The sequence below is a fragment of the Kitasatospora sp. NPDC005751 genome, from assembly GCF_040630835.1.
Taxonomy (GTDB): Bacteria; Actinomycetota; Actinomycetes; order Streptomycetales; family Streptomycetaceae; genus Kitasatospora.
This window is the reverse complement of the sequence record NZ_JBEXYC010000020.1, coordinates 1-24487: the sequence shown is the minus strand read 5'-3', so window position 1 is coordinate 24487 and position 24487 is coordinate 1. Positions and strand designations below refer to the sequence as shown.

23 protein-coding genes and 1 riboswitch are annotated in these 24487 nt (G+C 72.4%); of the genes, 11 read left to right on the top strand and 12 right to left on the bottom strand.

Features of this window, described 5'->3' with window-relative positions:
• Positions 1 to 23: 23 nt before the first annotated feature.
• From ABZ497_RS19670 to ABZ497_RS19655, 4 genes are read left to right on the top strand one after another with little or no spacing between them, the layout of a single operon-like run.
• Entirely contained in the window at positions 24 to 1025 is a 1002-nt protein-coding gene (locus ABZ497_RS19670) for a sugar ABC transporter permease (protein ID WP_359806852.1), read from the top strand.
• A 39-nt stretch (positions 1026 to 1064) separates the two neighbouring features.
• Positions 1065 to 1973 carry a carbohydrate ABC transporter permease gene (locus tag ABZ497_RS19665; protein ID WP_329490757.1) on the top strand — a complete coding sequence of 303 codons (909 nt, stop codon included), beginning with the start codon at positions 1065 to 1067 and terminating at the stop codon, positions 1971 to 1973.
• Positions 1974 to 2014: 41 nt separating this feature from the next.
• Positions 2015 to 3727, top strand: coding sequence for an alpha-amylase family glycosyl hydrolase (locus ABZ497_RS19660; RefSeq protein WP_359806849.1), 1713 nt, complete (start codon positions 2015 to 2017; stop codon positions 3725 to 3727).
• A gap of 25 nt (positions 3728 to 3752) precedes the next feature.
• Entirely contained in the window at positions 3753 to 4772 is a 1020-nt protein-coding gene (locus ABZ497_RS19655; RefSeq protein ID WP_359806846.1) for a LacI family DNA-binding transcriptional regulator, read from the top strand.
• Between the two features lie 59 nt (positions 4773 to 4831).
• Here ABZ497_RS19655 and ABZ497_RS19650 read toward each other — a convergent pair whose 3' ends face one another.
• Entirely contained in the window at positions 4832 to 5032 is a 201-nt protein-coding gene (locus ABZ497_RS19650) for a hypothetical protein (RefSeq protein ID WP_329490760.1), read from the bottom strand.
• Positions 5033 to 5211: 179 nt separating this feature from the next.
• The gene (locus ABZ497_RS19645) at positions 5212 to 6513 is read right to left on the bottom strand and encodes a transglycosylase family protein (RefSeq protein WP_359806842.1); all 1302 of its coding nucleotides are present in this window, start codon (positions 6511 to 6513) and stop codon (positions 5212 to 5214) included.
• Positions 6500 to 6658, bottom strand: a riboswitch (cyclic di-AMP (ydaO/yuaA leader). It overlaps the preceding gene by 14 nt.
• A 209-nt stretch (positions 6659 to 6867) precedes the next feature.
• On the opposite strand from ABZ497_RS19645, the gene ABZ497_RS19640 reads away from it, so the two are divergent.
• Positions 6868 to 9147, top strand: a complete 2280-nt coding sequence (locus tag ABZ497_RS19640) for a hypothetical protein (protein ID WP_359806839.1) — start codon at positions 6868 to 6870, stop codon at positions 9145 to 9147.
• Between the two features lie 170 nt (positions 9148 to 9317).
• Here the strand turns inward: ABZ497_RS19640 and ABZ497_RS19635 are convergent, their stop codons facing one another.
• Positions 9318 to 10241, bottom strand: coding sequence for a hypothetical protein (locus tag ABZ497_RS19635; protein WP_359806836.1), 924 nt, complete (start codon positions 10239 to 10241; stop codon positions 9318 to 9320).
• A 514-nt stretch (positions 10242 to 10755) separates the two neighbouring features.
• On the opposite strand from ABZ497_RS19635, the gene ABZ497_RS19630 reads away from it, so the two are divergent.
• On the top strand, positions 10756 to 11001 hold the full coding sequence (locus tag ABZ497_RS19630) for a DUF397 domain-containing protein (RefSeq protein ID WP_329490764.1): 246 nt from the start codon (positions 10756 to 10758) through the stop codon (positions 10999 to 11001).
• 329 nt (positions 11002 to 11330) lie between these two features.
• Here ABZ497_RS19630 and ABZ497_RS19625 read toward each other — a convergent pair whose 3' ends face one another.
• Positions 11331 to 11852 (bottom strand): ATP-binding protein, encoded by a 522-nt coding sequence (locus ABZ497_RS19625; protein ID WP_359806833.1) that lies wholly within the window; start codon positions 11850 to 11852, stop codon positions 11331 to 11333.
• A 417-nt stretch (positions 11853 to 12269) separates the two neighbouring features.
• Here ABZ497_RS19625 and ABZ497_RS19620 point away from each other — a divergent pair, with 417 nt between their 5' ends.
• On the top strand, positions 12270 to 13136 hold the full coding sequence (locus tag ABZ497_RS19620) for a helix-turn-helix transcriptional regulator (protein WP_329490766.1): 867 nt from the start codon (positions 12270 to 12272) through the stop codon (positions 13134 to 13136).
• A gap of 45 nt (positions 13137 to 13181) precedes the next feature.
• Here the strand turns inward: ABZ497_RS19620 and ABZ497_RS19615 are convergent, their stop codons facing one another.
• Together ABZ497_RS19615 and ABZ497_RS19610 are read right to left on the bottom strand one after the other, a co-directional pair.
• Positions 13182 to 13787 carry a helix-turn-helix domain-containing protein gene (locus ABZ497_RS19615; protein ID WP_329490767.1) on the bottom strand — a complete coding sequence of 202 codons (606 nt, stop codon included), beginning with the start codon at positions 13785 to 13787 and terminating at the stop codon, positions 13182 to 13184.
• A gap of 221 nt (positions 13788 to 14008) precedes the next feature.
• The gene (locus tag ABZ497_RS19610; protein ID WP_359806830.1) at positions 14009 to 15523 is read right to left on the bottom strand and encodes an MFS transporter; all 1515 of its coding nucleotides are present in this window, start codon (positions 15521 to 15523) and stop codon (positions 14009 to 14011) included.
• Between the two features lie 87 nt (positions 15524 to 15610).
• Here ABZ497_RS19610 and ABZ497_RS19605 point away from each other — a divergent pair, with 87 nt between their 5' ends.
• Entirely contained in the window at positions 15611 to 16069 is a 459-nt protein-coding gene (locus ABZ497_RS19605; protein WP_359806827.1) for a MarR family transcriptional regulator, read from the top strand.
• A 49-nt stretch (positions 16070 to 16118) separates the two neighbouring features.
• Here the strand turns inward: ABZ497_RS19605 and ABZ497_RS19600 are convergent, their stop codons facing one another.
• The 6 genes from ABZ497_RS19600 to ABZ497_RS19575 all read right to left on the bottom strand — a co-directional run bounded on the left by ABZ497_RS19600 (position 16119) and on the right by ABZ497_RS19575 (position 20823).
• Positions 16119 to 17066: a M56 family metallopeptidase gene (locus tag ABZ497_RS19600; protein WP_359806825.1), complete on the bottom strand. Its 948-nt coding sequence runs from the start codon at positions 17064 to 17066 to the stop codon at positions 16119 to 16121.
• A 133-nt stretch (positions 17067 to 17199) separates the two neighbouring features.
• Entirely contained in the window at positions 17200 to 17763 is a 564-nt protein-coding gene (locus ABZ497_RS19595; protein ID WP_359806823.1) for a DUF5134 domain-containing protein, read from the bottom strand.
• Between the two features lie 201 nt (positions 17764 to 17964).
• Entirely contained in the window at positions 17965 to 18723 is a 759-nt protein-coding gene (locus tag ABZ497_RS19590; protein ID WP_329490772.1) for an amino acid ABC transporter ATP-binding protein, read from the bottom strand.
• Entirely contained in the window at positions 18720 to 19670 is a 951-nt protein-coding gene (locus tag ABZ497_RS19585; protein WP_359806821.1) for an amino acid ABC transporter permease, read from the bottom strand. Before ABZ497_RS19585 ends, ABZ497_RS19590 begins: the two co-directional genes overlap by 4 nt.
• 11 nt (positions 19671 to 19681) lie before the next feature.
• Complete coding sequence (locus ABZ497_RS19580) at positions 19682 to 20563, bottom strand: ABC transporter substrate-binding protein (RefSeq protein WP_359806819.1); 882 nt, start codon at positions 20561 to 20563, stop codon at positions 19682 to 19684.
• Between the two features lie 164 nt (positions 20564 to 20727).
• Positions 20728 to 20823, bottom strand: coding sequence for a putative leader peptide (locus ABZ497_RS19575; protein ID WP_352296849.1), 96 nt, complete (start codon positions 20821 to 20823; stop codon positions 20728 to 20730).
• Positions 20824 to 21006: 183 nt separating this feature from the next.
• Between ABZ497_RS19575 and ABZ497_RS19570 the strand changes: the two genes are divergently transcribed.
• From ABZ497_RS19570 to ABZ497_RS19560, 3 genes are read left to right on the top strand one after another with little or no spacing between them, the layout of a single operon-like run.
• Complete coding sequence (locus ABZ497_RS19570) at positions 21007 to 22407, top strand: DUF6421 family protein (protein WP_329490777.1); 1401 nt, start codon at positions 21007 to 21009, stop codon at positions 22405 to 22407.
• Entirely contained in the window at positions 22404 to 23150 is a 747-nt protein-coding gene (locus tag ABZ497_RS19565) for an SDR family NAD(P)-dependent oxidoreductase (RefSeq protein ID WP_329490779.1), read from the top strand. The genes ABZ497_RS19570 and ABZ497_RS19565 overlap by 4 nt, the downstream gene beginning before the upstream one ends.
• Positions 23147 to 24223: a low specificity L-threonine aldolase gene (locus ABZ497_RS19560; RefSeq protein ID WP_359806815.1), complete on the top strand. Its 1077-nt coding sequence runs from the start codon at positions 23147 to 23149 to the stop codon at positions 24221 to 24223. The genes ABZ497_RS19565 and ABZ497_RS19560 overlap by 4 nt, the downstream gene beginning before the upstream one ends.
• Positions 24224 to 24487 lie beyond the last annotated feature (264 nt).

The following is a 24487-nucleotide window of genomic DNA, read 5'->3' as shown; positions in this document are numbered from 1 at the left end:
CTCCTCCGAGAAGGTGTCGAACAATGTCAGTCGCCGTGCAGGGCGCCACCGGCCAGGGCAGCCGGGAGCGCGATCCGCGTCCGGGCCTGATGGAGCGCCTCAAGCGCTCGTACGCCAAGCACTGGTACGCCTACGCGATGATCGCGCCGGTCGTGCTGGTGCTGGGCGTGCTGGTGATCTACCCGCTGGTCCAGGGCGTGTGGCTCACCCTCACCGACGCCAACAGCCTCAACTCGGCCCGCACCATCGGCGCCAACGAGATCCCGGCGACCTACCAGTTCGTCGGCTTCGACAACTACGCCGACATCCTCTGGGGCCCCGGCTCGTACGACCGCTTCTGGTCGCACTTCGTCTGGACCATCGCCTGGACCGCGATCTGCGTCGCCCTGCACTACACCCTCGGCCTCGCCCTCGCGCTGCTGCTCAACCAGAAGCTGCGCGGGCGCACCGCCTACCGGCTGCTGCTGATCCTGCCCTGGGCCGTGCCGACCTTCGTCACCGTCTTCTCCTGGCGGCTGATGCTCGCCGACGGCGGCGCCCTGAACAGCGTCCTCGGCTTCCTGCACCTGCCCGAACCCAGCTGGCTCTCCGACCCGTTCGCGCAGAAGGCCGCCGCGATCCTGGTCAACACCTGGGTCGGCGTGCCGTTCATGATGATCTCGCTGCTCGGCGGCCTGCAGTCGATCCCCGCCGAGCTGTACGAGGCCGCGGAGATGGACGGCGCCTCCGCCTGGCAGCGCTTCCGGTACGTCACCCTGCCCGGGCTGCGCTCCGTCTCCTCCACGGTCGTCCTGCTCGGCGTGATCTGGACGTTCAACCAGTTCGCGGTGATCTTCCTGCTGTTCGGCACCGGCGCGCCGGACGCCCAGCTGCTGGTCACCTGGGCGTACTACCTCGGGTTCGGCCAGCAGCCGCGGGACTACGCGCAGTCCGCCGCCTACGGCGTCATCCTGCTCTCCATCCTGATCGTCTTCACCACCTTCTACCGGCGCTGGTTGGCCCGCAACGAGCAGGCCAACGGCTGACGCCCCGTACCCCAGCGACCCACGAAGGCAGGTAGCACGATGAGTACCACCACCGAACGACCCCGCGTCGCCGCCACCGCGGCGAGCGCCCCCGCCACCGCCGGGAAGGTACGGCCCCGCGGCCGGAAGTCCCCGCTCGCCACCGCGCTCTCGCACGGCGCGCTGATCACGGCCAGCCTGATCGCGCTCTTCCCGGTGCTGTGGATCCTGTACGTCTCGCTCGGCCCGGGCAAGACGGACTACCTCCACCCCGGCGACATCCTCGACAAGATGACGCTGTCGAACTACACGACGGTGCTGAACGACACCGACTTCTTCACCTGGTTCGGCAACTCGCTGATCGTCGCCGGCGTCACCACCGTGATCGGCGTGATGTTCGCCGCCACCACCGGCTACGCCGTCTCCCGGATGCGCTTCCCCGGGCACCGGCCGCTGATGTGGTCGCTGCTGGTGACGCAGATGTTCCCGATCGCCGTGCTGATCGTGCCGATGTACACGATCATGTCGACGCTCGGCCTGCTGGACACCCACCTCGGCCTGGTCCTGGTGTACTCCACCACCACCGTCCCGTACTGCGCCTGGCTGCTCAAGGGCTACTTCGACACCATCCCGGTGGAGATCGACGAGGCCGGCCGGGTCGACGGGCTGAGCCCGATCGGCACCTTCTGGCGGCTGATCCTGCCGCTCGCCCGCCCGGGCCTGGCGGTGGCCGCGTTCTACTCGTTCCTCACGTACTGGGCCGAGGTGCCCTTCGCGTCGACCTTCATGCTCAGCTCCGACAACTACACGCTCTCGGTGGGCCTGCAGACCTTCGTGAGCGAGCACGACTCGCAGTGGAACCTGATGGCCGCGACCGCGGTGATGATCGCGATCCCGTCCGCGCTCTTCTTCTACCTGGTGCAGCGTCACCTGGTGACCGGCCTGACCGCCGGCGCCTCGAAGTCCTGACCTGCCACCCGCTCACCACTAGTCCCCAAGGGATACCGTCCATGACCCAGAACCTGGCCGACACCTCCCGGCCCGCCGCCGACGCCACCGCCCACGAGGCAAGCACCGGCGCGTCCAGAGGCTGGTGGCGGGATGCGGTCATCTACCAGGTGTACCCGCGCAGTTTCGCCGACTCCAACGGCGACGGCATGGGCGACCTGCCCGGCATCCGCAGCCGTCTGCCCTACCTGCGCGACCTCGGCGTGGACGCCGTCTGGCTCTCGCCGTTCTACGCCTCCCCGCAGGCCGACGCCGGCTACGACGTGGCCGACTACCGCGCGGTGGACCCGATGTTCGGCACCCTGCTGGACGCCGACGCGCTGATCCGCGACGCGCACGGGCTGGGCCTGCGGATCATCGTGGACCTCGTCCCCAACCACTCCTCCGACCGGCACGAGTGGTTCCAGCGCGCCCTGCGCGAGGGCCCGTCCTCCCCGCTGCGCGAGCGCTACCACTTCCGCCCCGGCAAGGGCGAGAACGGCGAGCTGCCGCCCAACGACTGGGAGTCCATCTTCGGCGGCCCGGCCTGGACCCGCACCGAGAACCCCGACGGCACCCCCGGTGACTGGTACCTGCACCTGTTCGCGCCCGAGCAGCCGGACTTCAACTGGGAGAACAGGGCCGTCGCCGACGAGTTCCGCTCGATCCTGCGGTTCTGGCTGGACATGGGCGTCGACGGATTCCGGATCGACGTCGCCCACGGCCTGGTCAAGGCTCCCGGCCTGCCCGACATCGGCGGCGGCGACCAGCTGAGGCTGCTCGGCAACGACGTCATGCCGTTCTTCGACCAGGACGGCGTGCACGAGATCTACCGCAGCTGGCGGAAGATCCTCGACGAGTACCCGGGGCAGCGGATCGGCGTCGCCGAGGCGTGGACCCCGACCGTCGAGCGCACCGCCAACTACGTGCGCCCCGACGAGCTGCACCAGGCCTTCAACTTCCAGTACCTGGGCACCTCCTGGGACGCCGCCGAGCTGCGCTCGGTGATCGACCTGTCGCTCGACTCGATGCGCCCGGTCGACGCCCCCGCCACCTGGGTGCTCTCGAACCACGACGTCACCCGGCACAGCACCCGGTTCGCCAACCCGCCGGGCCTGGGCACCCAGATCCGCACCCCCGGCGACCGCGCGCTCGGCCTGCGCCGGGCCCGCGCCGCCACCCTGCTGATGCTCGCGCTGCCCGGCTCGGCGTACGTCTACCAGGGCGAGGAGCTCGGCCTGCCGGACGTCACCGACCTGCCCGACGAGGTCCGCCAGGACCCGTCCTTCTTCCGCAAGGCCGGCCAGGACGGCTACCGCGACGGCTGCCGGGTGCCGATCCCGTGGTCCGGTACCGAGGCCCCGTACGGCTTCGGCCCGACCCCCGGCGGCCCCAGCTGGCTGCCGCAGCCGGCCGAGTGGGCCGGGCTCAGCGTCGAGGCGCAGACCGGTGACCCGACGTCGACCCTGGAGCTCTACCGCAGCGCGCTGGCCATCCGCCGGGAGCAGTCCGGGCTGGGCGCCGGCACCGGGGTCGAGTGGCTGGCGAGCCCCGAGGGCACCCTGGTCTTCCGCCGCGGCTCCTTCGTCTGCACGGTGAACACCACCGCCGAGCCGGTGCGGATACCCGCGCCGGGCCGGCTGCTGCTGTCCTCCGCGGACGCGGCGCCGGAGGCCGCCGACGCCGGCGGCGAAGCGGTCCTCGGACCGGACAGCACCGACTGGTGGGCGGTCTGACGTGGTTGCAATAGGCTCTGGGACCGTGACTACGGCGCGACTATCAGACATCGCGGCGCAGGCGGGGGTCAGCGAAGCCACCGTCTCCCGCGTACTCAACGGCAAGGCGAACGTTTCCGCCGCCACCCGGCAGACCGTGCTGGCGGCGCTGGACGTGCTCGGCTACGAGCGGCCGACCAGGCTGCGCCAGCGCAGTGCGGGACTGATCGGGCTGATCACCCCGGAACTGAGCAACCCGATCTTCCCCGCGCTGGCCCAGGTGATCGAGCAGGTGCTGAGCCGGCACGGGTACACCCCGGTGCTCTGCACCCAGACGCCCGGCGGCTCCACCGAGGACGAACTGGTGGAGATGCTGGTCGACCGGGGCGTGGCGGGCATCGTGTTCGTCTCCGGCCTGCACGCGGACACCACCGCCGACCACGACCGGTACGCCCGGCTGACCGGCCGGCAGGTGCCGTTCGTCCTGATCAACGGCTTCAGCGAGAAGATCGACGCGCCGTTCATCTCGCCGGATGACCGGGCCGCGATGTGGATGGCCGTCCAGCACCTGGCCGAGCTCGGCCACGAGCGGATCGGCCTCGCGGTCGGGCAGAAGCGGTACGTCCCCGTGCTGCGGAAGATCGAGGGCTTCACGGCTGCCCTGCGGGAGGTCCTCGGCCGGACCGAGGAACAGGCCGGGGAGCTCGTCCACCACACGCTGTTCAGCGTGGAGGGCGGGCACGCGGCGGCCGGCGCACTGCTCGACAAGGGCTGTACGGCGATCGTCTGCGGCAGCGACATGATGGCGCTCGGGGCGATCCGCGCGGTGCGCCAGCGGGGGCTGTCCGTGCCGCAGGACGTCTCGGTGGTCGGGTTCGACGACTCGCCGCTGATAGCTTTCACCGAGCCGCCGCTGACCACCATCCGCCAGCCGGTCGAGGCGATGGCCACCGCCGCCGTCGACGCCCTGCTGGAGGAGGTCGGCGCGAACGCCGCCCAGCGCGGTGAGTTCATGTTCCAGCCGGAGCTGGTGATGCGCGGTTCCACGGGCGCCCGCGCCCGCTGAGACGACGACCGGGGCCCCGGAGGACGATCCAGTCCTCCGGGGCCCCGTCCTGTCCGCCCTCAGCCCTCCTGCGCGGTCGGGCGCTGCTGTCCGGTCCGCTGCCCGTCGGCGGCCTCGCCGGTCCGGCTCTCGGTGCGCCGCCCCCGGGCGAGGTAGTCGCGCAGGATCAGCTCCACGGCGTCCTGCGGGTTCCTGGTGCCGGAGAGCATCATCGCGTCGATCGCGAGATTGGCGTCGAGCGTGACGGTGACCTGGGCCATGTGACTCCTCCTCGGGTGCAGAGCAGCAGCATGCCCGCCGGGCCCGGGTTCGGCCATGCCCGGGCCCGGGCCCGGGCCGTCCCGCGCGCGGGCGTGCCGGAGCCCCCGGGGAGGAGCGACCAGACTCTCCCCGGGGGCTGCGGCGGGTGGCGCGGACCGCGTGCGGACCGCGGGCGGGATCAGACCCGGCCGGCGAAGTCCGGGGCCCAGTTGGCGATGGTCTGGGTCCGCACGCCCACGCTCGGGTTGGCGGCCTCGACGTACTTGCCGTCGCCGATGTAGAGCGCGACGTGGTAGACGCCCGAGTCCTGGCCGTTGTTGGACCAGAACAGCAGGTCGCCGGCCTTGAGGGCGTCCAGCGAGACGTGGGTGCTGGCGGCGGCCTGGTCGGCGGCGACCCGCGGGACGGAGACGCCCGCGGCGCGCAGTGCGGCCTGGGTCAGGCCGGAGCAGTCCCAACCGCCGTTGCCGGTGCCGCCGTAGACGTAGGCCTGGCCGACCTTCGACTGGGCGAAGGAGACCGCGGCGGCCATGCTGCCGGTGGCGGCCTGGGCCGGCGCCTCGGCCGACGCCTGGGCGGCGGGCTTGGCGGCCGGAGCCTGGGTCTGCGCGGCCGGCTTGGTGGCGGTCGCGGTGGAGCCGTCGGCCTTGCCGGTGGCGCCCGAGGAGCGGTTGAACCAGTCGAAGCCCTGGCCGGACTCGTCCGAGGCCCGGGTCTTCGCGCGGTCGCCCAGGCTCAGGTGCTGGCCCGGGTAGATGACGTGCGGGCCGTCGCCGAGGGTGCCGCGGTTGAGCTCGTAGAGCCGCTCCCAGCCGCCCTGGACGTTGTTCTTGTCGGCGATCGAGGAGAGCCAGTCGCCCGCGACCACGGTGTAGTCGGAGGAGGCCTGCGCGTCCTGACGGTACTGCTGCCAGTTCCGGCCCTGCGACTGCTGGGCGGAGTCGGCGGCCGGGGTCTCGGCGGCCTTCGGGGCGGCCTTGGGCGCGGCCGGCTTGGCGGCGGGGGCGGGGGTCTGCGCCGGGGCCGGGGTGGCCTTCGGGGCGGCCGGCTTGGCGGCGGTCGCGGTGTCGACGGCGGCCGGGGTGCCGCCCTTGGTCAGACCGGCCTGGACGGAGCAGACGGGCCAGGCGCCGGGGCCCTGGACGGCGAGCACCTTCTCGGCGACCGCGATCTGCTGGTCCTTGGTGGCGAGGTCGGCACGCGCGGCGTAGCTGGTGCCGCCGAACGCCGCCCAGGTGGAGTTGGTGAACTGGAGGCCGCCGTAGAAACCGTTGCCGGTGTTGATGCTCCAGTTGCCGGTGCTCTCGCACTGGGCGACCTTGTCCCAGGTGGCGACGGAGGCGGCCGAGGCGGAGCCGGCGGTGAGGCAGGGGACGGTGAGGCCGATGCCGACGACGCCGAGGGTGGCGATCGCTCGGCGGGTGCGGCCGGACAGGCGGGTGCCGTTGGTGGGCAGCATGGTGACGCGGTCCTCTCCCACGCCTGCGAGGTGAGCTGTCGGATTCGGGCTGGAGTTGCCCGGCCGCGCTGTGGACGCGGCTTCACCCCTAGCCCCGAACCGGTACGAACCGGTCCCGGGCGACTTACCTGTGGTTCCCCCGCTCCTGCCGTGGTGCGTTCTGCGCTGCCAGCGCACCCGACGGCAGGACTCGGCGTTGCGGGTGGGCTGGGTCCGTGTGGCCACGAACGGGGAGCACGTTAAGCAGACTTAAGTTCATACCGCAAACATGTGTGACGGTCATCACAGTTTATGAGGAGCGTGCTGAATGGCTGTCCACCATGATCAGAAATGACCGATTTCGAGCAACGCCCGTCGGAGTCACGGCAACTGCCTATGCTTCAGGGCATCAGGACCGACGCGGCCGTCTGGGGGGAGGGCTTCGCAGCGATGGCGATGGACGAGGGTCCGGAGGCCGGCGCGCCGGCCGAGCGGCCGCGTGGAACGCACCGCCGGGCAAAACACCGCAGAGCGGACATCCCGCCCGCCGAGCCCCGAACTCCCCTGCCCCGGCGGACGATGCTGCGCTGGCTCGCCGTCGGCACGGTCTTCGCGGCGGTCGGCGGCGAGGAGGCACTGCGGCGCTCCCTGGACGGCCGCTCCGCGCCCGTCGCCGCCGCGGAGGACCCCGCCACGGGGCCGGGAGCGGCCGACCCGGCCGCGGAGCACCGGCACGGCGCCCCCGCCGAGGGGACGGGCGCGCCCGGGCAGCCCACCGCCGGAGCCGCCCCCGCACCCACCCCCGACCAGGGCGGCCGCCCCTGGTCGGACCCGGCCGGCTGGGGCGGCCGGGTACCCGGACCGCAGAGCGCCGTCCGGATCACCGACCGGGTGCTGCTCGACACCGACGCCGCGATCGGCTCGCTGCTGGTCGAGCCGGGCGGTGCGCTCACCTTCGCCGCCGACCGCAGCCTCACCCTCGCCGCCGCGGGCAACGTCGAGATCCGCGGCACCCTCGCGCTCGCCCCCGAGGGCGCCGCCGTGCACACCGTGCGCTTCCCCGCCGTCGACGAGCGGCGCTTCCGGGGGGACGGCATGAAGGTGGTCGACACCGACGTCGGCCTCTGGGTCACCGGCGCCGGGTACCTGCGGCTGGACGGCGCGGCCAAGACCGCCTGGGTACGCGCTGACCGGGCGCTCGAGGCGGGCGACACCACCGTCAGCCTGGCCGCGCCGCCCACCGGTTGGCTGCCCGGCGACGAACTGGCCGTCACCCCGACCGGCCCGCCCGGCGAGGACGGCTTCTCCACCCGCTACGACCTCGCCGTCGTCCGGTCCGTCAGCGGATCCACCGTCACCCTGGAGGCGCCGCTGACGTACGCGCACCCCCGGGTCGGCGCCGGAGGGGGCGTCACGGTCGGCGCCGAGGTGCTCAACCTGACCCGCAGCGTGCGGATCGAGGGCACCGCCGAGGGCCGCGCCCACGTCCACCTCACCACCTCCCGCCGGGCCGACCTGCGGCACGCGGCGCTGCGCTGGGTCGGCCCGCGCACCGACACCGCGGAGTCCTGGAAGGGCCCGGACGGCAGCGCCCCGGTGACCGCCCCGGTGCTCGGCCGGTACGGGCTGCACTTCCACATGCTGGGCGACACCACCCGGGGCACCGTCGTCGAGGGCCTGGTGGTCCGCGACGCGGGGAGCCACGCCTTCGTCCCGCACGCCAGCCACGGCATCACCTTCCGCAGCTGCATCAGCCACGACACCTGGGAGGACGCCTACTGGTGGGACGGCCCGCCGGACACCCGCACCCCGCAGCAGCCCTCCGACGACATCGTCTACGAGTCCTGCGTCGCCTCCCGCACGCGGCTGGAGCCCAACCCGCGGGCCTACCGGCTGACCGGCTTCAACCTCGGCGCCGGCACCGGTGGCAAGGCGCTGGACTGCGTGGCCGTCGGCGTCCAGGGGGCCGACGGCGCCTCCGGCTTCGAGTGGCCGGAGAACAGCGAGGGGGTCTGGACGTTCCAGCGCTGCCTGGCCCACAACAACCTGCGGGACGGCATCTTCGTCTGGCTGAACGCCCAGCAGCACCACGTGGTCACCGAGTTCGCGGCCTACCACAACGGCGGGTGGGGCATCGAGCACGGCGCCTACCTCAACGACTTCGACTACACCGCGAGCGTGCTGTACGGCAATGGCGGCGGGGGAGTGGCGCTGCACTCGCTCGGCCGGGACAAGGGGACCCTCTTTGACGGCCTGCTGATCGACGCCGCCGGGCAGAGCGACTACGGCGTCTCCACCGCACGCCACGAACTCGCCGGGGAGGCGGTCACCTTCAGCCGCAGCCGGTTCACCGGCCACCGCCGGGCCGGGATCGCCTTCCGGGCCACCCCGGACGGCAAGCCGGACGACATCCTCGTCCTGGACTGCGAGTTCGACGGCAACGAGCTCTGGATGGACCCGGAGTCCGCGCCGCCGAAGAACATCCTGCTGCGCCGGGCGGGGCAGACCGAGGTGCTCCAGGTGCGCAAGGCGGACGGTGGCGGCGGGCGGTCGCCGTGGAACGCCACCGGCGTGCCGGTGGCCGCCTTCGCCGCGCAGTCCCGGCCGGTGCAGCTCCCGGCGCTGCGGCTCAAGGACGCGGCGGCGGCCACCGGCCGGGTGGGCGGGCGGACCTGAGGCGGGCCTGAGGCCGGCCGGGGCCCGCCGGGGCCCGCACCGACGCGCCGCGGACCGGTACGGCGCGGGCCCGTACGGAGAGGGGCCGGTGCGGCGGGGACACGTACGGCGGGGGGTACGGCGAGGGCCCGGAGCGGGTGCGCTCCGGGCCCTTCGGCGTTCGGGGTCCGCTACTCGGCGGCGGGCTCCCCGGCCTCCTGGGCAGCGGCCTCCTCGGCGGCGGCCTGCGCGGCGAACGCCTCGGGGGCGACGGCCGGCAGCACGGCGAGGTAGGTGGCGGCGATCAGCTGGCCCACCGTGGGGTAGGCGCCGAGCGGCGCGGCGCTCGGGCAGCCGGTCTCCTCGGCGGCCGTGGCGAGCAGCTCGGAGTCGGCCTCCGGGCCGATCACCAGCGGGGCCAGCGCGGGGCGCTGGGAGCCGGTCTCCTTGAGGTGCGCGACGGCGGCGGCCACCGAGCCGGGCACGTCGAGCGCGGCGGGCACGACCGGCACCGCGAGGCGGGCGGCCAGCAGCACACCGGTGATCCCGGCCGCCGCGGCGGCCTCCTCGCCACCGACGGTGGTGAGGACGACGCCGTCCGCGGCCGTCGCGATGGCGAACAGCCGGGCGCGGTCGGCGCGGGCCAGCCCCGCCTCGGAGAGCCGGACGTGGACGGCCTCGGCGAGCAGCGGGTGCGGGCCGAGGACATCGGTGACGTGGGCACCGTACTCGGCGGCCAGCGCGTGCAGTTCGGTCAGGAAACCGTGCGGGCCGGGGACCAGCGGCACCACGACCGGGGCGGGCAGGCCCGACTCGGCGGCGTGCGCCAGCAGTTCGGCGACGGAGTACTCGTCACGGCCGGGCTCGCTCCCGCCCGCGCCGCTGTCGAGGTAACCGGCCGCGGTCTGCACGCCGTTCTGCTCGCTGCGTACGATCGACAGCAGTTCCTCGACCACGGAACGGGACTCCGGCCCGGCGGTCGCGGGCACCGCGAGCACCAGGGCCGGGGATCCGGCCGGGATCTCGGGGCGCTCGGGGCGTCGGTGGCGCCCCCGCGCACGGGAGCCTGGGGTGCGGACGGGCAGTGGCGCGCCCGGGATGGCTGCGGTGCTCATGGCGGAGATCGTAGGACATCCCCCGGCCAACGCTGCAGTCGGCTGCCGTACCGGGAGGGGCGGGGTGCCCGAAACTCGGACATACCGTGATCAATCCCTATGTGGCTACCACTTCTGCCTGAGACGTGACAGGAGGTGCCGCGCGTTGCGGCGGTGGCGCGTGAGATGTCTCACAGCATACGGACGGTCTGACGGAGGGTCACGGCGGTGCGACTCCGGGCGCCCGAAGATCAACATTCAGCGGGTGGCCGCCTACGGGCGGTTATCGGAGTCTTCCCGATTGCCCCGGATATGTCCGCTTACGTTCCCTCAGGTGTCGAGGCGGTGAAGAGTTCCGTTTTGTCGACGAAAGGCCCGTGCACCTGCAACGTCCCGTGCTGATGCACGTGCACTGGAGCTATCATCACGTCAAGTGAGGCGTTGTGCCGGGCCGGTACGGGGCCGGCCCAGTCGTTCGGCTGCGAGCCGGGGCGCCGAGCTGGACGACTACTCCGGAGCTCTTCGGGAGATTTCTATGCACGACAGGTACGACACGTACAACGGGATGGCGGCTGCGGACCTCAAGGACGTGGTCTGGCAGAAGAGCCTCCACAGCAACTCCCAGGGCAACTGCGTCGAGTTCGCCGCGCTCCCGGGGGGCGACGTGGCGATGCGCAACTCGCGCTTTCCCGATGGTCCGGCACTGATCTACACCCGGGCCGAGATCGCGGCGCTGCTGCTGGGCGCCAAGGACGGGGAGTTCGACCACCTGGCGGTCTGACCGCTTCGTCTTCTTCGCCATCGGGGGGCCGTCGTGGGTGCTGACACCACGACGGCCTTTGTCTTCTCCGCCCGGCCGCCCCGTGGTGGGCGTCGTGAGCGGGTGCCGCCGGTGCGGCCGTCGCTCCGGGAGGCTGTCACCGGGCGATCGCGCGACCGGCTGCCGTCGGGCGGTCGCCGTCGGGCCGGGGCTCGCGGGCGGGCCGCTGCGGACCGGGCACCACACGTCTGCCGCCAGGAGCGTGCGCGGCCGCGGATCGGGAGCGGTGCCGTCCTCCCGGTGCCGCACCCCGGGAGTGGTGCCGTCCTCCCGCCGGCCGCGGCGCACGGCTAGGCCGAGCGGCGGTGCCGCCCGCCGAGCTCCGCCAGCGCGCCGGCCTCGGGCTCGAACAGAGCCCAGACCACCTTGCCGCCGCCCAGCGGGTGCCAGCCCCAGGACCGGCTGAACGAGTCCACCAGGTGCAGCCCGCGACCCGATTCGGCGACGAAGTCCGCCTCCCGGGCCACCGGCCCGGTGCTGCTGGGGTCACTGACCGCGCAGACCACCTGCGGTGCGCGGTGCACCAGGCTTATTCGGATCGGTAGTCGCCCCTCGGGAGCGGGCTGGGTGGGAAAGTCGTAGTCGTCGCGCGCGCCGCCCGTCGCCCCGGGGCACGCGCCGATGGCGTGCCGCAGGGCATTGGTCACCAGTTCCGAGGCCACCAGTGCGACGTCGTCGAACAGTTCGCCCAGTCCCCAGCGCTGAAGAGCGGTCCTGGCGAAGTCGCGCGCGGTTCTGACGGCTTCGTAGCGAGGGGCGAGCGTACAGGTGACCACATGGGGATCGACTGCCAAGGCCGTACCGGTGCTCATGAAGAGCTCCTCCCATAAGGGGGCGGACACGGCTGGACCCGCCGGGGTCATGCCGGTCACCTCCGACTCGCTAGGCCGCGCGGCCGACCCCTCGACCAGTCGCGCGCGCACACGAAGGCCCGGTGGCGCGAGGGCGCTGCCGGGCTGGTGCGCGGAGTCGCGCGTGGGGTCGACGCGGAGCCCGCGGGATTGCCAGGGATGTGCAGGTGCACGTGCACCATCGTCCTCTGCGCTCACTGCAGATGCAAGAGTCGATTCACGTGCAGTCGTTCAAATAGCATATGCAAGCGCCGAATGCACGTGCATCCTGGTGTGAGGAGTGCAGAACTGATAGGAACATCCGTCAGTATCGGCACCGTGAGCGCTCAACTGATGGCAGACTGTGCGCTGTTTGCCCTAGGTGGAGGTTTCGACCGCATGACCACAGTTCAGCCGGGCGGCGGCTCGATGGTCCGCCGGATCCTCCTCGGCTCCCAGCTGCGCCGCCTCCGCGAGGCGCGCGGCATCACCCGCGAGGACGCGGGCTATGCGATCCGTGCCTCCGAGTCGAAGATCAGCCGCATGGAGCTCGGCCGCGTCAGCTTCAAGGAGCGCGACGTCGCCGATCTGCTCAGCCTCTACGGCGTGGACGACGGCGGTGAGCGCGAGGCCCTGCTCGGCCTGGTCCGGGAGGCCAACAAGTCCGGCTGGTGGCACAGCTTCAACGACGTGCTGCCGGGCTGGTTCCAGACCTATGTCGGCCTGGAGGAGGCCGCCGCACTGATCCGCACCTACGAGGTCCAGTTCATCCCCGGCCTGCTGCAGTCCGAGGAGTACGCACGGGCGGTTTTCGGTCAGAGTCGCCCGGTGATCAGCGAGGACGAGGTCGAGCGGCGGGTGAGCCTGCGGCTGCGCCGCCAGAAGTTGCTCGCCGAGGGCAGCAGCCCCCGGCTCTGGGCGGTCATCGACGAGGCGGCCCTGCGCCGGCCGGTCGGCGGTCCCAAGGTGATGCGCGGTCAGGTGCAGTACCTGATCGACGTCGCCGAGCAGGCCAACGTGGTGATCCAGGTGATGCCGTTCCGCTTCGGCGCCCACGCCGGGGAGTCCGGGGCGTTCACGATCCTGCGCTTCCCCGAGCAGGACCTCGCCGACGTGGTCTACCTGGAGCAGCTCACCAGCGCGCTCTACCTCGACAAGCGCGACGACGTCGACGCGTACATCCAGGTCATGGAGCGGCTCTGCGTCGACAGCCTGACGCCGGAGCGCACCATCGACCTGCTGGCGTCGATCCTCAAGGAGCGCTGACCCGGCCCGGGCGACCGGGCACCGAACGGCCGCCGGCCGCCGCGTTCACCCGCGGGCCGGCGGCCGTTCGCGTTCCGGCGGCTGCGGCTGCGGGGGGAGGCCGAGCGGCCAGTCCAGGCCGTAGCGGCCGAACAGGTCGGCGCGGATCAGCGCCAGCGGCAGTTCGGCACCCGGCAGCAGCACCCCGATGCAGCCGCCCATCAGCGCGCTGCGCAGCACCGCGTGCTCGGCGAGCGGGTCGGGCGCGCCCCAGTCGCGCAGCAGCCCCTGGAGGATCGCGCCGAGCTGCCGCTGCTCCGGGTCCTGGACGAAGGCGCCGGTGTCCGGGTCCAGGATGAGCGCGAGGTGCGAGCGCATCACCCGGGGGTGGTCCATCGCCAGCCCCAGCACGGTGTCGATCGCGCGGGCCAGCCGGGCCTCCGGCGAGGAGCCGGGCTCCATCGCGTCCAGGGCGGCCGACAGCGCCAGGTGCATCATCCGGTGGGTCGCCGACTGCATCAGCAGCCGTTTGCCGTCGAAGTAGTACGAGAGCAGGCCGCGGGCGAGGCCGGCCCGCTCGGCGATGTCGGTCAGCGTGGTGCCCGCGTAGCCGTGCTCGTCGACGAGTTCGACGGTGGCGCGCATGATGCGCCGGCGGGAGCGTTGACGCATTTCCTCATTGACCGAATCCCCGCGAGGTGCCATCGTGTCTGCTCCGTACGTTCGTTGGCTCCTGGCCAATATACTGGCGGCGCGAGCCGCCGATCCGTGGAACTCCGCACTTGGGCGGGACTGCGGGGATCGGCTCGTACGGGCGCGCCGGCTCCACCGACACGGGGGTTTGGTGGAGCCGGCGCGTACCTGAGGTCGAGGACGGGGCCGGGCTGGTGGGGTCAGCTCTTGGTCAGGACCTCGTCCCGCCGGTCGGCCAGGTCGACGGACGGATAATCATAGTCCGGGACGGACACGGGAGTTGACCGCTTGCGCCGGTCGAGCACGGCGCCCGCGGTGGCGATCAGGAAGCCCAGCGCGGCGATCCCGGTGATGAGGACCAGGGCGGGCCGGTAGCCGTCCAGCTGGGCCTGGGCACCGTCCCCTCCGCCGCTGCCCGCGGTGATCATCGCGGTGGCCCCGGCGAGCACCACGGCCGTACCCACCTGGATCGCGGTGTTGACCAGCCCGGAGGCCAGGCCCTGCTCCTCGTCGCCCACGCCGTCGGTGGCGGCGATGTTCACCGAGGGGAAGGCCAGGGCGAAGCCGACGCCCAGCAGGATCATCGACGGCAGCACCAGGGTGAGGTACGAGCTGTGCTCGTCCAGCCGCAGGAACAGCGCGAAGGCGGCGGTCAGGGCGAGCAGGCCGATCGGCAGCAGCCGGCCGGTGCCGAAGCGGTCCACGATCGGGCCCATGAACGGGGCCGACAGCGCGATGAAGGCACCGGCCGGGAGCAGTCCGAGCGCCATCTGCAGGGCCGACCAGCCGAGCAGGTGCTGGAGGTAGAGGGTGACCACGAACTGGAAGCCGCCGTAGGCGCCGGTCATGGTGAAGGCGATCACGTTGGCCCGGGCGACCGAGCCGTTGCGGAAGATGCCGAGCCTGACCAGCGGGTGGGCGGTGCGGCTCTCGGTGACCAGGAAGGCGGCGGCCAGGGCGGCGACCACGACGAGCGAGCCGAGGGTGCGCGGGCTCAGCCAGCCGGCGCCCTGCGCCTCGGTGACGGTGAAGACCAGGAGCAGCACGGTGAGCGTGCCGGTGATCGCGCCGAGCACGTCGTACCCGCCCTTGGCCCGCTCCTCGACCGGGCGGGGGAGCAGCCGGATCGCGAAGAGCAGGGCCAGCAGGGCGACCGGGACGGGCATCAGGAAGGTCCAGCGCCAGCCGACCGAGGTGAGCAGGCCGCTGAGCACCAGGCCGAGCGAGAAGCCGCTGGCGCCGCAGGTGGTGTAGATGGAGAGTGCCCGGTTGCGGGCCGGGCCCTCCGCGAACGTGGTGGTGATGATCGACAGGCCGGCGGGCGCGGTGAAGGCCGCGCTGACGCCCTTGAGGAAGCGGGCGGCGATCAGCAGGCCGCCGTCGTCGACCAGGCCACCGAGCAGTGAGGCGCCCGCGAAGACGCCGAGGGCGACCAGGAACACCCGGCGCCGGCCGAGCAGGTCGGCGGCGCGCCCGCCGAGCAGCAGCAGTCCGCCGTAGCCGAGGACGTAGCCGGAGACCACCCATTGCAGTGCGGAGGTGGAGAGGTGGAGTTCGGAGCCGATGGACGGGAGGGCGACGCCGACCATGGAGACGTCGAGGGCGTCCAGGAACATCGCGGCACAGAGCACGATCAGGGTGCCCCAGAGGCGGGGGGTCCAGCGCAGCCCGGAGGCTGACGGGTCGTCGGTTGCGGGGACGGTCGCGGTGGTCATGGGGAGGACACTACATGCACGTGCATTCATTGCAAGTGAATTTAATGCGGTCACATAAGTTTCATGTGCACGTGGTACTGTGGCCGGGTGGCTGAACTCGACTCTCCGGCGGAGGCAGGTCTGGTCGCCGAATGGCGAGACCTGCTGGCCCGCCATGCCGCGACGTCCTGTGCGCTCGATCGCGAGCTGGGTGAGAACCACGACCTGGGCGTGAGCGAGTTCGAGGTGCTGGAGCGCCTGGTCGAGGAGCGCGACAGCGCGGTCGGCCACCAGCTGCGGGTCCAGGAGCTGGCCGACACCGTCCATCTGAGCCAGAGCGCGCTCTCGCGGCTGATCGGCCGGCTGGAGAAGGCCGGGCTGGTGACGCGTGCGATGTGCCCCAACGACCGGCGCGGCATCCAGGTGGCGCTCACCGAGGCCGGCTGCCGGCGCTACGCCGAGGCCCGGCCGCTGCACCGCGAGGTCCTCGCGCGCACGCTCGGCTTCCCGGTCTCCCCCGACCCGGTCTCTCCCGGCACTCCCGGCGGGGAGCCGGCGTCGGCCTGACGCTCCGTCACCGGTCCGCCGAGGGCGGGCTCGTAGGCCCGCGCCGGAATCAGAACAGGGTCGAGAGCCCCGGTGCGGCGGCCAGCAGGACGGCGGCGGCCGGCGCGGCGAGCGCGGCCAGGGTGAGCCGCAGCCGGTGGGTGACGGGCAGCCGGGGCCGCCCGGCGAGCAGTCGGTCCACCCGCTTCGGGGACTGCGCCAGCCCCGGCGGGCAGGAGCCGAACACCCCGCGGTCCAAGTTGAGTTCGGCCAGCGCCACGGCGGTGGTGTGCCGCCCGTGCCGGCGGGCCGCCCGGTCGTCCGCGGCCAGCTCCACGAGTTCGCCCACCTGGTCCCGGAAGGCGCTGAACACGCCGACCCCGGGGAAGCCCGAGGCGAGGGCCTGCGAGCACTGCGACAGCCAGTGGTGCCGGGCCCGGACGTGTCCGCGCTCATGGCTCAGCACGGCGGCCAACTCCCGGTCCGTCAGCTGCTGGAGGGCTCCGGTGGTGACCACCAGCCGGGAGTTGTGGCCGGGCAGCGACCAGGCCTCCGGGCGGACGTTCTCGAGCACCACCAGCCGCTCCCCGCGGTGCTTCAGGGTGTCGATGGACCCCGGCAACTCGGGAGCCCGGCTCGCCAGTTGGGCGTGCCGCTGATTGCGCAGGGCCTTCGCCGAGCGGACTTCGCGGGTCAGTGCCAGCACGGTCTGCACGCCGCCCGCCGCCAGGACCGCGGCACAGAGCCGCCCCCAGCCCTCGGCGTCCTGGAGCGCGTACGCGGCCTCGACGCCGTGCGGCGCGCCGGTGAAGAGCAGTACCCGCAGCTCCGGCAGGGCGGCCGAGGCGGCCAGGACCAGGCTCAGGGCGCAGCACAGCAGGACGGCGACCACCAGGCACTGCCAGACCAGCAGGGCCAGCACGGGTTCGCGCTCGGCCCAGCGGGCCCGGGCCAGCAGCCGGGGCGCCACGGTCGAGAGCAGCAGTCCGAGCAGCAGCAGGCCGAGCAGGGCCGTCATGGCATGGGCTCCCCGAGTACGCACGGAACGCGACAGCGCGCTCCGTGCCAACCTAAGCGCTGTCGGCGTCCGGAGGAACGGCTTTCGGCCACCCAGTGACCAACGCCACGCCCCCGGGCCGCACGGGCCGCTCTCACATCGTCAGGAGCATGGCGAACATGCCCAGGCCCATCGCCAGTCGGCAGGCCCGGGGCAGCCCGGCGGTGCGCAGGCTCCCGGACACCTGGCCGCCCGGTGCGGCCAGCAGGTGGCTGCCGGCCCAGAGCGAGTAGCCGCCGAAGTAGAGCAGCAGCGCGCCGGTCAGCAGCGGGGCCCCGGCGCTCGCGCCGTGGTGATGGCCGTGGGCCGGCGCGGCCGCCATCGCGAGCGCCATGTACGTCATCGCCAGTCCGCCGACCGCGTGGTGCAGCCGGTGGCCGCGCCCGGTCCGGTCGCGGGCGGCGGCCAGCAGGAAGAGCACCGCGGGGAGGCCGAACAGCCAGACCCAGAGCACGGCGGGGACGGCGGCCCCGGCGAGGGCCATGGCCGCCATCCCGAGCCCCATCAGGGCCTCGGCGGCGTCCGACTCGTGGGCATGGCCGCGGCCCGCCCCGGCGTCCGCCGCGCACGGGGTGCGGCCCAGGCGGCTGAGGCAGTAGGCGCCGGACGTGGCGGTGAGGAGGGCCAGCAGCCAGCTGACCAGCACTGGACCGTGCAACGGCGGCCTCCCGGAGAACGCGGACAGACGTGCTGTCCACGATCACCGGTCGAAGCCGCGCGCAGCAGGGCGCGAACGGGGGCGCATGGGAGTGACGGGCGTAGTGATTCCTCGGGAGGCACCCCCGAGGCCCGGGTGCACTGGTCCGTTCGAGTGGCACCGGTTCGTTCGGTCGGCGACCTGCCGGCCGAGCGCCGGGGCCTACGGCGCCAGTCGTCCGGAGGCGACCACCCGGCTCAGGAACCGCCTGGTCCGGTCGTGCTGCGGATCGCCGAACACCTGCTCCGGCGGGCCCTGTTCGAGCACCACCCCGGACTCCAGGAAGCAGACCTGGTCCGCCACCTCACGGGCGAAGCCCATCTCGTGGGTGGAGACGACCATCGTCATGCCCCGCTCCTTGAGGTCCCGCACCACCGCGAGCACCTCGCCGACCAGCACCGGGTCGAGCGCGGCGGTGATCTCGTCGAGCAGCAGCAGCCGGGGCCCGGTGGCCAGCGCGCGGACGATGGCGACCCGCTGCTGCTGCCCGCCGGAGAGCCGGTCCGGGTACTCCCGGGCCTTGGCCGCGAGACCCAGCCGGTCCAGCAGCTCCAGCGCCTCGGCCTCGGCCTCGGCCCGGCCACGCCGGTGCACCCGGCGCGGCGCCAGCGTGACGTTCTCCAGCACCGTCATGTGCGGGAACAGGTTGTACGCCTGGAACACCACACCGATCCGGCGCCGGACGGCGTCCTCGTCGGTGCGCGGATCGGTGATCTCCGCGCCGTCCAGGAAGATCGCGCCGTCGTCGATCCGCTCCAGCAGGTTGGCGCACCGCATCAGGGTGGACTTGCCGGAGCCGGACGCGCCGATCAGCGCCGTCACGGTGTGCTCGGGCACGGTGAGGTCCACGTCGCGCAGGACCAGCTGGGAGCCGAAGCTCTTGCGCACCGACTCCAGCCGCAGGACCGGGTTGGTCGTCACACGGCACCTCCCTGGTGCTGACGGCGGTTCATCCGGCGGGACAGCCAGTCGGTGAACCGGGTGAGCGGCACGGTCAGCACGATGAAGACCAGCCCGGCCACCACGTACGGGGTGTAGTTGAACGACCGGCTGGCGATGATCTTCGCCGCGTACACCGCGTCGATCGCCCCGCCGATCGACACCAGGCCGGTGTCCTTCTGCAGGCTGACCAGGTTGTTCAGCAGTGGCGGCACCACCCGCCGGACCGCCTGCGGCAGCACCACGTGGCGCATCGCCTGCGCGTTGCTCAGCCCGAGCGAACGGGCGGCCGCCCGCTGGTCGGGGTGCACCGAGTCGATGCCGGCCCGGAAGACCTCGGAGACGTACGCGGAGTACGTCAGCACCAGCGCGGCGCCGCCGAGCAGCATCGGATCCGTGGTCACCCCGGTCAGCCGCAGCGCCGGCACGCCGGTGATCACGACCAGCAGACAGATGATCATCGGCAGGCCGAGGAAGAAGTCCACGTACGCCGTGGCCAGCAGCCGCACCGGCAGGAAGACCGGTCCGCGCAGCGTCCGCAGCACCGCCAGCAGCAGGCCGAGGACCAGGATCAGCACCCCGCAGCCGAGCATCAGCTCCAGGTTGATCCGCAGGCCCCTGAGCACCTCCGGCAGCGCCCGGCGGGCGTAGTCGGCGTCGAAGAAGGCCCTCCGGGTGGCCGCCCAGCCGGGGGAGTTGACCACCAGCAGGGAGAGCGCCACGGCGGTCACCAGGGTCGACGCCCCGGCGATCAGCGCGGCCCGGCGGCTGCGGCCGCGCCGGTACGCCTCGTGCGCCAGCCGCCGCGCGGACGGGCGGTAGCCGTCGTCCGGCGCCGGCCCGGGCGGGTCCGTCCGCCGGCGCCGGAGCAGCCCGGTGCCGCTCCCGCCGCCGGCCTTGCGGGGACCGGCCCCGGCCTCGGTGCTCATCGGGGCCCCGCTCACTTCAGGACGGGTGCGGAGACGGCGTCGGAGAGCCACTGCTTCTCCAGCTTCGCCAGCACGCCCTCGGCCCGCAAGGCGTCCACCGCCCGCGTGACGCACCCGGTGAGCCGGGAGCCCTTGTCCAGCACCAGCCCGAACTGCTCGCCCCGCGCCGCCCCTTCGAACTGCCCGACCACCTGGGCATCCGTCACCTCGGCACCGGTGATGTAGAACGCCGTCGGCAGGTCCACCACCAGGGCCTCGATCTGGCCGTTCCGCAGTGCGGCCTTCGCCAGGTCGTTGGAGTCGAACACGGCCGGCTGCACGGTCGGCCGGATGGTGTCGGTGACGACCTCCAGACTGGTGGTGCCCACCTGCGCGCCCAGCTTGGCGCCCTTCAGGTCGGCGACGCTCTTCGCCCCGGCCGCCTTGGAGCTCTTCAGCGCGATCACCGCCTGCCGCACGTCGTAGTAGCCGGAGGAGAAGTCGACGGCCTGCTTGCGCTCGTCACTGATCGACACCTGGTTGATGTCGAAGTCGAAGTCCTTGGCGCCCGGGGTGGTGGCCTTGCCGAACGGCGCCGCCACCCATGTCACCTTCTCCTTCGGGTAGCCGAGCTTCTCGGCCACGGCGTACGCCACCGCCGACTCGAAGCCCTTGCCGTTCTCCGGCTTGTCGTCCGTGAACCAGGGGTCGTAGGCGGGCTGGTCGGTGCCGATCGTCAGCGTTCCCGCGGCGCGGGTGCCCAGCGCACCCGGCGCGCAGCCGTCGGCCGTCCCCGGGGCACTCGCGGCGGCGCCCGTGCCGGACGCGTCGGACGCCGAGTCCTGCGGCGCGCACGCGGTCAGCGCGGCGGCGGTGACCAGCAGGGCGGCGAACGGCTTGCGGAGGGAGGTCATGGCGGGGCTCCTGGAAAGAGGGACCGGAACGAGCGGGGAGCGAGCGGCGCGGGGGCGCGGGCCGGGCCGGCACCCCGGCGGGTCACTTCCCCCCGGTGGCGGCGCCGGAACACAGGCGGCATGGTCGGCGTACGGAGCCGCGTCCGCGGCGCCCCCGAGCCGGATCAGCGGCAGCGGCAGAGACCGCGCGCACAACAGCTGGAAGACACCCGGAGCAGGTCGATGTGGCGTCGCGCCACCAGGATCACCGCCGGGAGCATGGCGGGAGGTTCGCATCCCCACGGCGCGGCTGTCCAGAACATCCAGATGACCGTCCACATGCCGGACAAGCGGTTTCGGAGCCCCGAACCGGGAGAATCGACGGCAGGGCCCCCCTTGAACAGGAGAACCTGTCGTACTTATGGTGGTCCTGTTGAAATACCTCCTGTCGAAGTGAGTCCACGATGCAGAATCTTTCGCCAAGGCTCGCTGTGGCGGCCGACGCCCCGGTCTCGACCCACGCCGGCCACCCGGCCTGGCTCCGGCTGAAGGACGCGGTCGAGGCCCTGCGCCCGCTGCAGTCCAAGGACGGCTCGATCGACCTGTCCGCCGTGCAGCGGCACACGGTCGACCCGCTGGTCGCCACGGTCCGCAGTGCGATCGCGGAACTCGCCCCGCTCTTCCCGCACGACGCCGCCTACCTCGCCGCCGTCGACGCGGACCTGGCCAAGTGGGCCGACACCGGCTACCGGGAGCCCGACTTCCTGGACTCGCTGCTCGCCTTCCAGCCCGCCGACCAGCGCGAGGACGGCCTGGAGCACCTGGTCGTCTTCGCGATGTACACCCAGAACGGCAACCCGAACCGCAACCTGGAAGCCGTCCTGCTGCGCGTGGTCTGGCCGGACTGGCTGGCCGAGCTGGAGCGCACCCGCTTCGACAACCCGATGTTCGTGCCGATCACCTTCACCGACTTCACGGCCGGCTACGACACCAACTCCGCCGTCCTGTTCCCCGAGACCGTGGCCGTGCGCAAGGCGCCGGAACGCTTCACCTGGGGCGGCATCTTCTGCGACCGCGAGGCCGCCCGCTTCCGCGCCGTCACCACCAGCGCCGTCCGGCAGCTCGGCCTGGAGATCCCGGCCGACGCCGAGGGCCTGCTGGAGGACCAGGAGCGAGCCCAGCAGACCTTCGTGCTGTGGGACCTCGTCCACGACCGCACCCACAGCCACGGCGACCTGCCGTTCGACCCCTTCATGATCAAGCAGCGCAGCCCGTTCTGGATGTACGGCCTGGAGGAGCTCCGCTGCGACCTCACCGCCTTCAAGGAGGCCGTGAAGCTGCAGGCCGAGGGCTACGCCCAGGGCCGCGACGTCCAGTACGCCATCCTCTTCGACCGGATGTTCCGCTTCCCGGTCAGCGGTGACCGCGTGCGCAACTACGACGGCATGGGCGGCCAGCTGCTCTTCGCCTACCTGCACAAGCACGACGCGCTGCGCTGGCGCGACAACCGCCTGAGCATCGACTGGGACCGCGTCGCCGACGTGACCAACGCGCTCTGCGGCGAGATCGAGACCCTGTACCGCGACGGCATCGACCGCCCGAAGACGGCCCACTGGATCGCCGCCTACCAGCTGGTCTCCCGCTACCTCACCCCGCACCCCGCCTCCACCTGGGCGAAGGGCCCCGACGCGCTGCCGCTGGACACCGCCGACGGCAAGGCGCTCAACAAGGCCCTGTGCGACGCCGTCCACCCGGACGAGTTCCCGTTGAGCATGTTCTACGAGGCCCTCGCCAAGAAGCTCGGCGGCGTCATCGCCGCCACCACCGGCATCACCGGCGCCGGCATCCAGGAGGTCGCCGCGTGAGCACCCACCTCGAAGGCAAGGTCATCGCCGTCGCCGGAGCCAGCGGCCCGGCCGGCCAGGCCGTGCTGCGCCGGCTCGCCGCCGACGGCGCCACCGTGATCGGCGCCGACATCGACCCGCAGCGGCTGGAGAAGGCCCTCGACACCGTGCGCGGGGCGGTCCCCGGCGCCCGGGTCAGCGGCCAGGTCATCGACCTGCTCGACCCGCAGGAGGTCCACGACTGGGCCGACCACCTGGAGGCCGAGCACGGCCACGTCGACGGCCTGCTGCACCTGGTCGGCGGCTGGCGCGGCAGCAAGAAGTTCTTCGACACCCGGATCGACGACTGGGACTTCCTGCACGACACCGTGGTGCGCACGCTCCAGCACACCTCGCTCGCCTTCCAGCCCGCGCTGCTCCGCAGCGAGTCCGGCCGGTACGCGATGATCTCCGCCGCCGCCGCCCACAAGCCGACCGCCGGCGGCGCCGCCTACGCGGCGGCCAAGGCCGCCACCGAGGCGTGGACGCTCGCCATGGCGGACTCCTTCAAGAAGGAGACCACCGCCGAGGACGGCGAGCCCACCGCCGCGGCTGCGATCCTGGTGATCAAGGCGTTGGTCAGCCCCGAGATGCGGGCGGAGAAGCCGGACGCGAAGTTCGCCGGCTTCACCGACACGGCCGACCTCGCCACCGCCCTGGCGGGCCTCTGGGACCGCCCCGCAGCAGAACTGAACGGACAGCACCTGTGGCTGACAGCCCGATGACCGAACCGACCTCCACCGACGCGGTACGGCGGCACGACCCCGCCGTCCGGGGCTTCGCCAGCGACAACTACGCCGGCGTGCACCCGGAGGTCCTCGCCGCGATAGCGCTCGCCAACGGTGGCCACCAGGTCGCCTACGGCGAGGACGACTACACGGCCCACCTGCAGGACGTCTTCCGCCGCCACTTCGGCGAGCACGCCGAGGCGTACCCCGTCTTCAACGGCACCGGCGCCAACGTCGTCGCCCTGCAGGCGCTGCTCCCGCGCTGGGGCGCGGTCGTCGCGGCCGAGAGCGCCCACATCAACGTGGACGAGGGCGGCGCGCCGGAGAAGATGGGCGGCATCAAGCTGCTCACCGTCCCCACCCCGGACGGCAAGCTCACCCCCGAGCTCATCGACCAGCAGGCCTGGGGCTTCGGCGACGAGCACCGCGCGCAGCCGCTCGCGGTCTCGATCACCCAGAGCACCGAGCTCGGCACCCTCTACACGGTGGAGGAGATCCGGGCCATCGTCGACCACGCCCACCAGCTCGGCATGCTGGTGCACGTGGACGGTTCGCGGCTGGCGAACGCCGCCGCCTCGCTCGGCGTGCCGCTGCGCGCCTTCACCACCGACGTCGGCGTGGACGTGCTGTCGTACGGCGGGACGAAGAACGGGCTGCTCTTCGGCGAGGTCGTGGTGGTGCTGAACCCCGAGCGGGTTCGGAACATCAAGTACCTGCGGAAGACCTCGATGCAGCTGGCGTCGAAGATGCGCTTCGTGTCGGTCCAGTTCGAGGCGCTGCTCGCGGGCGACCTCTATCTCCGCAACGCCGGCCACGCCAACGCCATGGCCAGCCGGCTGGAGGCGGCCGTCCGCGGGATCGAGGGCGTGACCGTCGTCCGCCCGGTCGAGGCCAATGCGGTGTTCGCGGTTCTCCCGCGCGAGGTCAGCGAGCGACTGCAGAAGCGTTACCGCTTCTACTTCTGGAACGAGCACACCGGCGAGGTCCGCTGGATGTGTTCGTACGACACCACCGAGGCGGACATCGACGCCTTCGCGGCCGCCATCGCCGAGGAGATGGGCCGCGCCTGACGGTGCCGGTGACCGCGGATCGTCCCGTCCTGCGACAGCAGGGCGGGACGATTTGCATGTGGCGGGCCGGTCCCCGTACAGTTCCGGAGTCGCACCGAGAGGGGCGACGGAATGCGAATCCGATGAATGAAACTCCGGAAAACGGAGCGGAAAACATCTGATAAGCTTCAAACACGAAAGAACGAAGCGCCCGGAGGGCCCGCTGGAAGGCGGTCCGAAGGAAGTGTCCGTTCCTTGAGAACTCAACAGCGTGCCAAAAGTCAA

Excerpts from the sequence above, each read along its gene's own strand:
- ABZ497_RS19670 (WP_359806852.1), top strand. The coding sequence starts at position 24 with ATGTCAGTCGCCGTGCAGGGCGCCACCGGCCAGGGCAGCCGGGAGCGC.
- ABZ497_RS19665 (WP_329490757.1), top strand. The coding sequence starts at position 1,065 with ATGAGTACCACCACCGAACGACCCCGCGTCGCCGCCACCGCGGCGAGC.
- ABZ497_RS19660 (WP_359806849.1), top strand. The coding sequence starts at position 2,015 with ATGACCCAGAACCTGGCCGACACCTCCCGGCCCGCCGCCGACGCCACC.
- ABZ497_RS19650 (WP_329490760.1), bottom strand. The coding sequence starts at position 5,032 with ATGGCCCAGGTCACCGTCACGCTCGACGCCAATCTCGCGATCGACGCG.
- ABZ497_RS19640 (WP_359806839.1), top strand. The coding sequence starts at position 6,868 with ATGCTTCAGGGCATCAGGACCGACGCGGCCGTCTGGGGGGAGGGCTTC.
- ABZ497_RS19635 (WP_359806836.1), bottom strand. The coding sequence starts at position 10,241 with ATGAGCACCGCAGCCATCCCGGGCGCGCCACTGCCCGTCCGCACCCCA.
- ABZ497_RS19630 (WP_329490764.1), top strand. The coding sequence starts at position 10,756 with ATGCACGACAGGTACGACACGTACAACGGGATGGCGGCTGCGGACCTC.
- ABZ497_RS19625 (WP_359806833.1), bottom strand. The coding sequence starts at position 11,852 with ATGAGCACCGGTACGGCCTTGGCAGTCGATCCCCATGTGGTCACCTGT.
- ABZ497_RS19620 (WP_329490766.1), top strand. The coding sequence starts at position 12,270 with ATGACCACAGTTCAGCCGGGCGGCGGCTCGATGGTCCGCCGGATCCTC.
- ABZ497_RS19615 (WP_329490767.1), bottom strand. The coding sequence starts at position 13,787 with ATGCGTCAACGCTCCCGCCGGCGCATCATGCGCGCCACCGTCGAACTC.
- ABZ497_RS19610 (WP_359806830.1), bottom strand. The coding sequence starts at position 15,523 with ATGACCACCGCGACCGTCCCCGCAACCGACGACCCGTCAGCCTCCGGG.
- ABZ497_RS19600 (WP_359806825.1), bottom strand. The coding sequence starts at position 17,066 with ATGACGGCCCTGCTCGGCCTGCTGCTGCTCGGACTGCTGCTCTCGACC.
- ABZ497_RS19585 (WP_359806821.1), bottom strand. The coding sequence starts at position 19,670 with ATGAGCACCGAGGCCGGGGCCGGTCCCCGCAAGGCCGGCGGCGGGAGC.
- ABZ497_RS19580 (WP_359806819.1), bottom strand. The coding sequence starts at position 20,563 with ATGACCTCCCTCCGCAAGCCGTTCGCCGCCCTGCTGGTCACCGCCGCC.
- ABZ497_RS19575 (WP_352296849.1), bottom strand. The coding sequence starts at position 20,823 with ATGCTCCCGGCGGTGATCCTGGTGGCGCGACGCCACATCGACCTGCTC.
- ABZ497_RS19570 (WP_329490777.1), top strand. The coding sequence starts at position 21,007 with ATGCAGAATCTTTCGCCAAGGCTCGCTGTGGCGGCCGACGCCCCGGTC.
- ABZ497_RS19560 (WP_359806815.1), top strand. The coding sequence starts at position 23,147 with ATGACCGAACCGACCTCCACCGACGCGGTACGGCGGCACGACCCCGCC.